Source organism: Roseomonas sp. OT10 (assembly GCF_020991085.1).
Lineage (GTDB): Bacteria > Pseudomonadota > Alphaproteobacteria > Acetobacterales > Acetobacteraceae > Roseomonas > Roseomonas cutis.
This window is the reverse complement of sequence record NZ_CP087719.1, coordinates 5,318,417-5,329,498: the sequence shown is the minus strand read 5'-3', so window position 1 is coordinate 5,329,498 and position 11,082 is coordinate 5,318,417. Positions and strand designations below refer to the sequence as shown.

General features: G+C 65.0%; 12 protein-coding genes. 1 reads left to right on the top strand and 11 read right to left on the bottom strand.

Annotation, left to right across the window (positions count from 1 at the left end; genetic code table 11):
* Positions 1-13 precede the first annotated feature (13 nt).
* From LPC08_RS24295 to LPC08_RS24265, 8 genes are all read right to left on the bottom strand, one after another.
* A complete protein-coding gene (locus tag LPC08_RS24295) occupies positions 14-298 on the bottom strand; it encodes a helix-turn-helix transcriptional regulator (protein WP_024350838.1) in 285 nt (94 codons plus the stop codon).
* Between the two features lie 126 nt (positions 299-424).
* Positions 425-757: a DUF2285 domain-containing protein gene (locus tag LPC08_RS26345; protein ID WP_234797314.1), complete on the bottom strand. Its 333-nt coding sequence runs from the start codon at positions 755-757 to the stop codon at positions 425-427.
* A gap of 115 nt (positions 758-872) precedes the next feature.
* Entirely contained in the window at positions 873-1,181 is a 309-nt protein-coding gene (locus LPC08_RS26340) for a transcriptional regulator domain-containing protein (protein WP_072492857.1), read from the bottom strand.
* A 115-nt stretch (positions 1,182-1,296) separates the two neighbouring features.
* Positions 1,297-1,599 carry a DNA -binding domain-containing protein gene (locus tag LPC08_RS24285; RefSeq protein WP_058454244.1) on the bottom strand — a complete coding sequence of 101 codons (303 nt, stop codon included), beginning with the start codon at positions 1,597-1,599 and terminating at the stop codon, positions 1,297-1,299.
* A 78-nt stretch (positions 1,600-1,677) separates the two neighbouring features.
* Positions 1,678-1,920 (bottom strand): helix-turn-helix domain-containing protein, encoded by a 243-nt coding sequence (locus tag LPC08_RS24280; RefSeq protein ID WP_027297061.1) that lies wholly within the window; start codon positions 1,918-1,920, stop codon positions 1,678-1,680.
* Between the two features lie 167 nt (positions 1,921-2,087).
* A complete protein-coding gene (locus LPC08_RS24275) occupies positions 2,088-2,414 on the bottom strand; it encodes a DUF736 domain-containing protein (protein ID WP_027297060.1) in 327 nt (108 codons plus the stop codon).
* Between the two features lie 556 nt (positions 2,415-2,970).
* Positions 2,971-3,414, bottom strand: a complete 444-nt coding sequence (locus tag LPC08_RS24270; RefSeq protein WP_027297059.1) for a hypothetical protein — start codon at positions 3,412-3,414, stop codon at positions 2,971-2,973.
* A 143-nt stretch (positions 3,415-3,557) separates the two neighbouring features.
* Positions 3,558-3,725, bottom strand: coding sequence for a hypothetical protein (locus tag LPC08_RS24265; protein ID WP_167522629.1), 168 nt, complete (start codon positions 3,723-3,725; stop codon positions 3,558-3,560).
* A 313-nt stretch (positions 3,726-4,038) separates the two neighbouring features.
* On the opposite strand from LPC08_RS24265, the gene LPC08_RS24260 reads away from it, so the two are divergent.
* Positions 4,039-4,248: a hypothetical protein gene (locus LPC08_RS24260; protein ID WP_027297058.1), complete on the top strand. Its 210-nt coding sequence runs from the start codon at positions 4,039-4,041 to the stop codon at positions 4,246-4,248.
* A 257-nt stretch (positions 4,249-4,505) separates the two neighbouring features.
* Here the strand turns inward: LPC08_RS24260 and LPC08_RS24255 are convergent, their stop codons facing one another.
* From LPC08_RS24255 to LPC08_RS24245, 3 genes are all read right to left on the bottom strand, one after another.
* Positions 4,506-5,429: a DUF2493 domain-containing protein gene (locus LPC08_RS24255; RefSeq protein WP_027297056.1), complete on the bottom strand. Its 924-nt coding sequence runs from the start codon at positions 5,427-5,429 to the stop codon at positions 4,506-4,508.
* 296 nt (positions 5,430-5,725) lie between these two features.
* Positions 5,726-6,760: a DUF7146 domain-containing protein gene (locus tag LPC08_RS24250; RefSeq protein WP_027297055.1), complete on the bottom strand. Its 1,035-nt coding sequence runs from the start codon at positions 6,758-6,760 to the stop codon at positions 5,726-5,728.
* On the bottom strand, positions 6,760-11,082 hold the full coding sequence (locus LPC08_RS24245) for a strawberry notch family protein (protein WP_027297054.1): 4,323 nt from the start codon (positions 11,080-11,082) through the stop codon (positions 6,760-6,762). The genes LPC08_RS24250 and LPC08_RS24245 overlap by 1 nt, the downstream gene beginning before the upstream one ends.

The window sequence follows — 11,082 nt, the reverse complement described above, 5'->3', positions numbered from 1 at the left end:
CACGGAGACCGGATCAGCGAAGGCCGGACGTGCCGGCGTTGCGGCCTTGGGAGGCCGCAGCTTTCGCAGGAGCGACGATGCCGCCACGCGGATCCGAGGTGGAGGTCACCAAGCCGCGATCGGCCCACGCCTGCAGGTCGGTCAGCGAATAGACCACCCGTCCACCGAGCTTCCGGTATGTCGGTCCGGTGCCATATGTTCGGTGCTTTTCGAGCGTGCGCTCCGACAGCCCGAGAAAGCGCGCGGCTTCCTCTGTCCTGAGGTAGCGTGGCGGCATGGGGGCGGCCGTTTCGTCCATGATCGAACCTCCGTGGTTTCGCGGCGCCTGCCTCGGACAGGCGGCGGATTGCGGTCACGGTGGCGCGATTGCGGCGGTCGGCACGATGTCGAAGTAAAGGAGATAAGTTCGACACCCTTTGGGGCGTCAGCGGTCTCGGCGTGGCCGGCGCAAGATCGAACGATAGCCGCCCTGAACGAGCTTCGTGCCGTCTCTAGCCAGGCGAATGGTCGTCTCGCGGATTGCGCTGCCTACCCACGAGGCTGCGTCGTGATCATGTTTGGGAAAGACGGCGTCGGCGATTGCACGATACGTCGCTCCGGATGCCCGACCGTCGAGGACGCGCAGCATTTCTCGCGCCCGCTTTTGTCGGGATCGGGTGATACGCGGATCCGGCGGGACGGTTTTTCCAGCGAGAGCCGCCCAAAAGCGAGCCAGCGCGCTCAGGCGGTCGGGCGTAAGCTCATCGAGAAGGACCATGGCCGCGAGACTTCCGGCACCGTCGCGCAGAGAAGCGTCGAACTTTTCTCCCCGGAGCTGAAGGCGCAGCATCTCGCCATCGATGCCATTTATGGCCTGCGCCCTGATGAAATCGTCAAGTGAGGGAGGCGTGTGAGCCGTCGGGATTTTGCCGAGGACGACGATCGATGGATCGAAGTGGGCGTCCCAATAGACTGGAGAGACGATTGCAGATGCAGAAGGGTCTGCCGGGAAATCGCAACCCCCATCGGGATGTAAACTCCCGGGTCAGTTCTTCGGTGTTGTCGCCTGCCTGGAGGAATTCGTCGTATGATCGCCGGTACTCGGTGTTTCTCCGCAAAAACTCCCAGGCAAGATCTCCGGGAGACAGAGCATCGACATAGTCGTAAGCGGCCTCTGACCGCCAAGAATCTTCTTCAGACATCCTCCACAGCCTCCGCAGTTTTAGCGCGCGAATTGAGCTGCGGACACGATTCCAAGTTGTGTGAGGGCTGGGAATAACGAAGGCGGAGCAACGTGATGCGAAACCTGCATCACGTTCAGTTCACGCGGCCGGCCAGCAAACCGCTATAGCCGTTCTTCGTCATCCACTTTGCGCGCGCGAGATGCGAGCGGTGAACGCGCTCGGCACGCTCGGGCTCGGCGTTGACCGAAATCCCGAAAATCGTCTCGACGACGTCTGCCCAGGAAGCGCCTTGCGCTTCGGCATCCAGCAAACGCAGGTAAAGCTTCACATTGGCCGCGTCATAGGCGGTCGGCGTCGCGCTGCTTGGCGGTTCATCAAGAAATAAGCTTGTAGTCACGGCGTTCCCCGGCGCGGATATCCATCCATACTGGAGCATTTTGTTAACGATGTTACGAGCGAGCTTCTAGCGCAACCCGATGAGTGGGGCGTTTGCGAGTTCGCTCCTCGCGTGCCGTCAGGCTTGCCCTTTGCGATCAACCACCATCACTCCCACACCACGGTCGGAGCTCAGGAACACGACGCCATTCTGTTCGAAAGCGCGCCTGACCTCATCCCGCGTGCTCTCGTACACCTCGAGGCCACTGGCGGACTCGAGGCGCTTGAGGGCGGTCAGAGATACGCGAGCCTTGTCAGCGAGCGTCTCCTGTGTCCAACCCAGCAACGCGCGCGCGGCCCGTGATTGTCGGGCGGTGATCATGCATGATCACCTCCCACTCGGACCTACGCGCACGCCAGAACTACGACTATAATAGTCGCCCTATGCCAGTTTGACCACCGCAAAGCCGACCGGGAAAACGTCAGCTGATTCGTTCGCCAGAAAGCTGAAAGGCCCCGACCTTCCGGCCGGGGCCTTGCGCGGAGACCTCAGTCGCCGCGCCGCCCGCTCGGGCGGGACCAGATCAGCGAGAAGGTATCGCCGTCCTCGTCGTCGAAGAGGTTGGCGTAGATCGGGGCGTTGAAGCTCGGATCGTCGAGCTTGAGGCCGAGATAGTCGCGGCCCTCGTTGGAGCGCTTCGACCAGGCGGCGCCGATCTCGGCGCGGCCCACCAGGACGCGGTGGCTGGGAGCGTTCTCGCCGGTGGCGCGGGTATCGGGGACGATGCGCACGCCCTTGGCCTGGACGCTGAGGGTGACGATTTCGCCGGTGAACTCGTTCGAGCCGGTCTTCTTGAAGGTGCCGATGGTCGCCATTGTAATTCTCCGTTTTCCGTTCCCGAGCCCGCACCATTGCGGCCTCGATGGCGATCGGCAGGCCGGAGGCGGTCGACGGCGCACCCCGAAGGGGCCTGACAGCTTAGGAGGGCTTTCTTGTCTCGCGAGGAATGACGGCGCAGCCGGCAGGGGAAGAAAGTTCGACGCGGCTGTTGTGTCATAGGCGATCGAGGCGAAGCCGTACTTCGGCCAGATCAGGCCATTGAAGAGGCCGTTTGGAGCGGTCTAGGCACGGGCAGATAACGGAGAAGATGGCGACCCTCCCGCATCGGCAAGTCGGCGCAGGGCGTGCGCAGCAGCTTCGTTCCCCATCGACAGGCATCGCTCCAGCATCTCCGTCCACTGCCACCGGGAGCGTCTCTGCCTTCAGTGCACGAACGGATGCGCTGCCGGTGTCGCCCAAAGCGCTCCCCCGCGGGTTGCTTTTCGGGGCGATGAACAATCAGCACCCACCGCTTCATCTGCAACCTCGGAGGCTACGAGGATATGCGTTGTCTTGTGCTGTTCCGATCCGCCGGAACGACGTCGACAAAGATTATGCCCGAGTAAGGCCCGGGCTGGATGGGCTGGGAGTCGCCACTAGTCCAGCGACCCGGAGGAAGGCGGTGATCCCGACCGCGACGGCCCCGAAGATCGAAAACGCCATCTGCCACGCTTCCGACGGCATCAGGTGCTTCACGATGCCATGGGTGGCATGAAAACCCGCAATCGCCGCCGGGGCGACGAAGGCGACCGCCACGACGAGTTTCAGCCAGATCGGACGTACGAAGGCGATCAGGAGGTGCCCGATGGCGAGCGTCATCGCCGCTGCGAGCACGCCCACGACGACAGCGCCGGCAATGCCGGCGCCGCCTTCGTTGGCCCAGGCGCCCGTCGTCACGCCGACGAAGGCGGGCAGAGCGAAAACGGCCAAGGTGAACACCAGCCAGCAGAGCAGGCCGACGGCGAAGAGGGATGCGAGTATGGCAAGGACGATCATGGCAGTGGTTTCCAATCGTTCATGGCTGAAGATCGCGCCTCCACCACCACCACAGCGCGCCTGAAGTATAGCGAATGACAAGCCGGGACGGGAGCGGAAATCCTGCCGGACTTCCGCTTGCGGCCGTGAAGCCTTGCCCGCGATCAGCGGGCGAAGGGATCAACCTCATGGACGATCGCGGCGAGTTCGCCGTCATATTCGCCCGCGGGCATGACACCCATGCTGCCGTCGCCTGCCTGGAAGATGACAATCGAGACCATCAGGGTGGTGGCGAGGCTGAAGGCGAAGGCGTGAGCTTGATTGAGGGACATCTGCTGGGCTCCTGCTGGAGCGGGGGACCATCCCCCGCCGACAGGCGCCCGAAGTGTTCGGCCGTGGACTGCAATCACCGCGCAGGCGCAGCCGCAGCGGCGGCATGCTCGCATAGCCGACCCTTCATGGGTTGATGGCGACAAGTCCGCGGCTGGACCAAGGATCAGCGCTGATAGGCGGAGGTGGTCTTCGCGTCGGGAGACCCGTTTTACAGTCTCGACACTGCTTTCGACTCAGCCTCGCGTCGTGTCCTCAGATGGCTATTTGCGCTATGCTCTTGGCGGCAAGTGTAGAGTCGCGAAGGGCTGGACGATGGCGGAGTTCACAGGAAGGAGCCTGCACCTCTTGAAGAAGGCTTTGACGATCGCTGTGCTGGCGATCGAGCGGCAGCCGGGCCCCTTCCAGTCGTCTTCGGACCAAGCGGATATGAAAGCGCTTCTCGACGCGTTGATCGAAAACGACACCGAGCTTGCCTTCTACGTGCGATCCGCCCGTATCGCAGTGACAGGCGAGCCAGACTGAACGTGGGGCTGCCAATGACGGAGACGCTCGCTTTCGAGAAGCGACACAAGGACGGAAGCTTGTGGGTCGTCGGCCAGACGATGGAGGGACAACCTACCGGATACTGGGAGTGGTTTCGCCGGGACGGTTCGAAGCTGCGGTCCGGCTACTTCGACGACGGTCAGCAGGTTGGTGATTGGACCACGTATGATCGCTCCGGGTGCGTCTACAAAGTCACGAAGATGAAGCGCTAGGCAGCGGCGCATGCGTGGCGGCGCTTACGCGCCGCCGTGCTTCCAAACCGGAATGCCGAGTTTCTTGGCCTTGTCGGCGAGGTTGTCATTTATGCCCGTGCCCGGGAAGTGCAGCACGCCCTTCGGCACGATCTCGAGCATCTGGTCATTCCGCTTGAACGGTGCCGACCGTCCGTGCTTGGTCCAATCGGGTGCAAAGCCGATCTGCGGAACGTTGCGGTTCGATGCCCAGAGCGAGGCGATCCTCTCGGCACCCTTTGGCGACTTTCCATGGACGAGAACCATGCCGGCGTGCTTGGCGTGAACCTGATCGAGCTTTGCCCAGATAAGCTGGTGATCATTGAAGTCGAGGCCGCCGGTGACGACGATCTTGGGGCCAGGCGGCAGGAGCACCTCTTGATCGGCGCGCTTCTTCGCCATCAAGAAGTCGCGGCTGTCGATCATCGCCGAAGTCAGATTGCGATGGTTGACCTTCGATCCGCTGCGCGGGAGCCAAGGCTTGCCGACGTGGCGTTCGTAGTGTTCGGCGGCCTGGTCGCGCATTAGCTCGAAGGCGTTCTGGCGCTCTATCAGCGTGATCCCCTCTGCGATCAGGCGCTCCAGTTCGACCGATTTCACCTCGCTGCCGTCCTGTTCGCGCTGCGCCCGCTTCTGGGACTGCTCATTGTCATCCAGTTCGCGGCCGATCCGGTCGGTCGCGCGGTGGAAAACGTTCACGGTCGACCAGAGGAGATCGTCGAGGTCAGGTTCGAGGCGCGTGTCTGCCAGGGTGCCGATTAGAGCGTCGAAGATGTCGGCGACGGCGCCCGCGACCTGGTTGCCGTCCGGCAGAAGCCGCTGGTCGGGCTCGTCGGTGAAGGGTCGGTAGCCGTGAAGTTGCAGTTCGTTAAGGACATGGTCGGTGGGTGAGGATTCGTGATGCGGTTCGTAGTCGTCGTGATCGCGCATGGGATGCTCCATCGGTTGGACCGCGACCGTCGCGGCCTTCATGGCGACGAAGCCCGCGGGCCGGACGGCCGGGCACCCGGAGCGAAAGCGTAGGGCTCGATGGCTAAGGCCGGCAATTTTGCTTCGCGATGGAAAGCGGCCTCTGGGCCGCGCCGGAAAATAGTCGGCCGCCGCCATTGCCCGGTTGGCCGGCTTGTGGGCCGATCGCCCTCTCGAAGGCCGAGGCGCGGTCCCCCTCCGATGGATGATGCATCCGCCGAGCACGGCGGCGAACCTCACGCCCGTTTTCCTGCCGGCTATGCCGCCAACGCCATGAAGCGCGCGACGTCCTGCGGCGCGACCTGCAACCGGGCTTCCACGCTCAATGCGTCCAGGCCGAGGCTGCGCAGATCCTGGTTGAAGTCGCCCAGCTGCGGCGAGATGACAATCGCCTCGATCCCGGCCGCGTCGGCCCGTTCGATGAGGGTGTCGCGCGCAGCGTCACCGGCCGGATCGTTGTCGCGGACGATGTAGAGCCGCCGCAGTGTGTCGGGGAACAGGATGGCAGCGAGATGGGCCGCGGAGAGCGCCGCCAGCATAGGCATGTCGGGAAGGACCTGACGAAGCGACAGGACGGTCTCGATGCCTTCGCCCGCCGCTATCACATCGCTGCCTATGCCGAAGCGGACCGCGTTGCCGAGAAGATCGCCCATGGCTCGCCTCGGCGTGTCGATTGGCGCCTTGTCGCGGCGGCGCGGATCGAGCCAGGTGCGATGCGCCCCGGTGATCTTGCCGTCGAGGTCGGTGACGGCCGCGATCATCGCCGGCCAGGTCTCGGTCGGCGAATGCTCTTCGGGGCGATAATAGCAGCGCGGGTGGAAATGCAGGCTTCCGGTTCCGCGCAAATCCGTAATGCCGCGTTCCCGTAAATACGTTTGTACGAGCGTGCCGTGGATCGGCTGCGACATGCGGACCAGTCGGCGGGCCGCTTCGGGGGAGCCATGCGGCGCTGGGTTCTGCCGTTCGTGCTGACGGGCCTCCGGTGCCGGCGGCACTGAGAGAAAGGTCCGCGCCTCGTCGGCGACATCCTTGAAGTCGATGAGGCCGCAGCTTTCTCGGATGACGTCGAGGAGATCGCCATGCTCGCCCGTCGCCGCATCGGTCCATTTGCCGGCGGGACCTTTCGGCGTGTCCTTGAGCCGGACGTACATCGAGCGGCCGGGTGTGTTGCGCGCATCGCCCACGAGCCAGTAGTTGCCCTCGCGGCGACCGCTGGAAAGATAATGCCGGCACACCGCCTCGGCCTGCCGGCCGAGACTGTGCGCAAGATCGGAAGCGTCCTGACGTGCCATCACGCGGCCTCCCGCTCGGAGATGCGCGCCACGGGATATGTATCGAGCACCTTGGCGAGGACGCCCGGTCCGGCGGCGTCGGCCGGCACGAAAAAGCGGAGCTTCCACGAGATGATCTCGCTGAACAGGCCGTAGGTGCGCAGCCGGTCCCGCATCGCCTCGGTGAAGCCGGTCAGCTCCAGGCGCTGGGCATTCATGACGCGGGCGCGCCGAAGCTGAAGGCCGTCAGCGAGATCGAGGATCGTCGTGCCGTCCATCAGAGCGGTGAAGGCCTGCTCAGGGGTCAGCGATGTTGCGCCCGTGGTGACGGCGTTTGCCGCCCAGGCGGGCGAGACGCGGCGGCCGATGATGCGCTCGCCGCCATCGGTCTGGAGCCGGTAGACCCGCGTCGACTCGTTTGGCAGCCGCTTCCAGATCGGCAACAACAGGCCGGCGACAATGTGGATCGTGCTGTCGGAAAACTCCGGCACGTCATTCAACTCAGCCCACCACGCGGCGGCGAAGGCGGCGCGATCGGCTGCCTCCCAATGGCTCTCACCCATCATGCGCAGCGGCGCATAGTGCTGCTCCATCGGCCGGACCAGGCAGACGCGGCGCTCGATCTCGCCATCGTCGAGCATCATCGATGGTGCGGAAATCTGCACGGCGGCGCGGCCGGAGCGACCATTGACCAGGAGCCGTGCGCGCGGATCGGAGAGATGATCGAGCGCCTCGGCGAGGCTCGTCGGTCGATTGCGCTCCCGGCGGGTGATGGTGAGAAGGCGCGTTTCCGCGCCGGTGCCCGGGTGCGTATGGATCACCTCGCTGCCGGTGACGATGAAGCTCTCGGCCTGCAGCGTTTCGAGTCCGGCGTCATAGACTCCACTGCGAACCGCCCCGTCGACCTTTGCCGTCAGGAGCTGCTCAAACGCCGTAAAAAGCACGCCCTGCAGGTCGATGGTCAGCGCGAGCAGACGGTTGAGGAAGGTCGTGATCGGCGGCAGCTCGTCCTTGATGCCGTTGTCATCCGTGAGTTTGAGTCCGGTGGCGGACTCAAAGCGGTCGAGCGAGCAGTTTTCGACCTTGCCACGCACGAGCAGCAGATAGAGCTGGCGCAGCGCATCGCGCGCATAGGGGCTTTCGAGATTGTCCTCTGGCCGGAAGAGACCCTGTCCGCCGGTCTGGCGCTGCCCACGCGTGATGGCGCCGAGTGTATCGAGCCTACGCGCGATCGTGGAGAGGAAGCGCTTCTCAGCCTTCACGTCAGTGGCGATCGGGCGGAAGAGCGGCGGTTGAGCTTGATTGGTCCTGTTGGTCCGACCGAGACCCTGGATCGCCGCATCGGCCTTCCAGCCCGGCTCCAGCAGATAGTGGATACGCAGGCGCTGGTTCTTCGCGCCAAGATCGGCGTGATAGCTGCGCCCCGTACCGCCCGCATCCGAGAAGACCAGGATGCGCTTCTGGTCGTCCATGAAGGCGGCGGCCTCGGCGAGATTGGCCGAGCCCGCCCGATTTTCGACGGCAAGGCGATCGCCCTTGCGCACAACGCGCCGTGAACGGCCGGTGACCTCGGCGACGACATCGGAGCCAAAGCGCTGGACGATCTGGTCGAGGGCGCCTGGAACGGGTTCTAGCGATGCGAGCCGTTCGATCAGCTCGTCACGGCGGGCAACGGCCTCCCTGCTCTCGACGGGCTGACCGTCCCGGAAGACTGGCCGCGACGACAGATTGCCCTCGCTGTCGGAGAACGGCTCGTAGAGCTGCACCGGGAAGGAATGGGCGAGATAGTCGAGGACATATTCCCGCGGCGTGATGTCGACACGCACGTCGTTCCATTCCTCGGTCGGGATCTCGGCCAGTCGGCGCTCCATCAGTGCCTCGCCGGTTGAGACGATCTGAATGACGGCGCTGTGCCCGTCGGCCAGGTCCTGCTCGATCGAGCGGATCAGCGTCGGGGTCTTCATGCTGGTCAGCAGATGACCGAAGAACCGCTGCTTGGCGCTTTCGAATGCAGAACGCGCGGCCGATTTCGCCTGACGGTTCAGGGTGCCGCTATCGCCGGTGATGTTGGCGGCCTGCATCGCGGCGTCGAGATGGTTATGGATGATGGCGAAGGCGCCGGCGTACGCATCGTAAATGCGGGTTTGCGCGGGCGTAAGCTGCTGCTCGACCAGTTCGTATTCAACACCGTCATAGGAGAGCGACCGGGCCGTGTAGAGGCCGAGGGCGCGCAGGTCGCGGGCAAGCACCTCCATGGCCGCGACACCGCCATTGTCGACGGCCTCCACGAACTCGGCGCGGTTGGCGAAGGGAAAATCGTCACCGCCCCACAGGCCGAGCCGCTGGGCATAGGCGAGATTGTTGACGGTTGTCGCGCCCGTGGCAGAGACGTAGACAACGCGCGCATTTGGCAGCGCGTGCTGGAGCCGGAGCCCGGCACGGCCCTGCTGTGAGGGCGCAACATCGCCCCGTTCTCCCTTGCCGCCGCCGGCGTTCTGCATTGCGTGCGACTCGTCGAAAATAATGACTCCATCGAAGTCGGAGCCCAACCATTCGACGATCTGTTTGACCCGCGAAAGCTTCTCGCCACGGTCGTCGGACCGTAGCGTGGAATAGGTGGTGAAAAGGACGCCTTCGTTGAGACGGATCCGCGTGCCCTGAGGGAAACGCGATAGCGGCGTGACCAGCAAACGCTCCATACCGAGCGCCGACCAGTCGCGTTGCGCGTCTTCCAGCAGCTTGTCGGACTTCGAGATCCATACTGCCTTGCGGCGACCCTGCAGCCAGTTGTCGAGGATGATGCCAGCGGATTGACGGCCCTTGCCGGCGCCGGTCCCGTCGCCGAGCATAAAGCCCCGCCGGAAGCGGACGGCGTTTGGCGCGTCGTCCGGCGCGGCGGTGACGAGATCGCCGGTCTCGTCCACGGTCCAGGCGCCTGCGAGGTGTTCGCCATGAGCTTCGCCGGCGTAGATCACCGTCTCGAGCTGGGCGTCGGACAGAACGCCCTCGGTGACGATCGCGGCTGGAAGCGTCGGGCGATAGCTCGGCTTCGGCGGCGCGACCGACGCCATGGCGGCCGACTGCACCAATTTGGTGGGATGGGGCTGCGCGCCCGGGATGCGGATCGACTGGAGCGTATAGGCCTCGTAGATCGCGTCCGACAGGCGGTCACCCTCGGGCGGCGTCCACTCGGCCGTCTCGTAGTCCAGCGGCACGCCTCGAATCTCAGCCGTGCGCCAGGCGGGCGTAGCGGCTGCGGCCCGGGCGAGATAACCGCGGACGGTGCGCGGCGCGGCATCGGGCGTGACCTTGGGCAGTGCGACATCCATGCGCGGCGGCACGTCCCGCTCGATCCAGGCGAGCAGCGTCGCCACATCGGGCGCGACGCCGACGGAGTCCGGGAAGCGTGCCGCATCCTCGGCCGGCGCCTTGTCGATGACGGTGAGTCGCGTTTCGATGGTCGTGCCGTGCTTGGCATAGACCGAGCCCGCGATCGCCGCACTGAACACGACGCGGCCGCGCTCCTGCAGCCGGGCGAAGTGGTCCCGCCAGGCCGGCAGCTCGGGCGAGAAATTTGCGCCGGTGATCGCGACCAACCGGCCGCCCGGCGCGAGCCGCGCCAGAGCGGAAGCGATATGGCGATAGGCGGCGTCGGCGACGCGTCCTGAGACGGCCGCCATGACCGAGAACGGCGGGTTCATGATGATGACACTGGGAATGGCGGCGCGGTCGAGATGATCATCGATCTGCGCGGCGTCGAAACGCGTGACCGAATGAGCTGGAAAGAGAGCGGCAAGAAGATCGGCGCGGGTCTCGGCCAGCTCATTGAGGATGAGATCGGAGCCTTCGATCTCGGCAAGGATCGCAAGCAGGCCCGTGCCGGCCGAGGGCTCCAGTACCCGGTCAGCGGACGTGAGCGCTGCGGCGGTCAAGGCCGCGAGACCAAGCGGCGTCGGCGTCGAGAACTGCTGACGGGCCTGAGCCTCTTCGGACCGGCGCGTGTGCGTCGGCAGCAGCCCGGCGATCTTGCTCAGCGCTGCGAGCCGTGCTGCCGGAGACGCGGCTTTGCGGAAAAGCGGCTTTCCGTATTTGCGCATGAAGAGGATGGTTGCCGCTTCGCAGGCGTCATAGGCCGTCTTCCAGTCCCAGGCGCCGCTAGCGTCGGACGCGCCGAAGGCCTGTTCCATGGCCGAGCGCAGTATCGCGGCATCGATCGCGCGGCCCTGTTCGAGATGAGGAAGGAGATGGCCGGCGGCGGCGAGAATGGCGGCGGCCGGCGGCGCGTTGGGCGCGAGCGGAAGCGAGGCCGCCGGGGCGGCTCCGGAGACGGGAGCGTAAAGCAT

What these genes read in the sequence shown, in the direction of transcription:
- LPC08_RS24245 (WP_027297054.1), bottom strand. Translation starts at nt 11,082, where the DNA reads ATGCTTTACGCTCCCGTCTCCGGAGCCGCCCCGGCGGCCTCGCTTCCG.
- LPC08_RS24275 (WP_027297060.1), bottom strand. Translation starts at nt 2,414, where the DNA reads ATGGCGACCATCGGCACCTTCAAGAAGACCGGCTCGAACGAGTTCACC.
- LPC08_RS24250 (WP_027297055.1), bottom strand. Translation starts at nt 6,760, where the DNA reads ATGGCACGTCAGGACGCTTCCGATCTTGCGCACAGTCTCGGCCGGCAG.
- LPC08_RS24255 (WP_027297056.1), bottom strand. Translation starts at nt 5,429, where the DNA reads ATGCGCGATCACGACGACTACGAACCGCATCACGAATCCTCACCCACC.
- LPC08_RS26340 (WP_072492857.1), bottom strand. Translation starts at nt 1,181, where the DNA reads ATGTCTGAAGAAGATTCTTGGCGGTCAGAGGCCGCTTACGACTATGTC.
- LPC08_RS24265 (WP_167522629.1), bottom strand. Translation starts at nt 3,725, where the DNA reads ATGTCCCTCAATCAAGCTCACGCCTTCGCCTTCAGCCTCGCCACCACC.
- LPC08_RS24295 (WP_024350838.1), bottom strand. Translation starts at nt 298, where the DNA reads ATGGACGAAACGGCCGCCCCCATGCCGCCACGCTACCTCAGGACAGAG.
- LPC08_RS26345 (WP_234797314.1), bottom strand. Translation starts at nt 757, where the DNA reads ATGGTCCTTCTCGATGAGCTTACGCCCGACCGCCTGAGCGCGCTGGCT.
- LPC08_RS24260 (WP_027297058.1), top strand. Translation starts at nt 4,039, where the DNA reads ATGGCGGAGTTCACAGGAAGGAGCCTGCACCTCTTGAAGAAGGCTTTG.
- LPC08_RS24280 (WP_027297061.1), bottom strand. Translation starts at nt 1,920, where the DNA reads ATGATCACCGCCCGACAATCACGGGCCGCGCGCGCGTTGCTGGGTTGG.
- LPC08_RS24270 (WP_027297059.1), bottom strand. Translation starts at nt 3,414, where the DNA reads ATGATCGTCCTTGCCATACTCGCATCCCTCTTCGCCGTCGGCCTGCTC.
- LPC08_RS24285 (WP_058454244.1), bottom strand. Translation starts at nt 1,599, where the DNA reads ATGCTCCAGTATGGATGGATATCCGCGCCGGGGAACGCCGTGACTACA.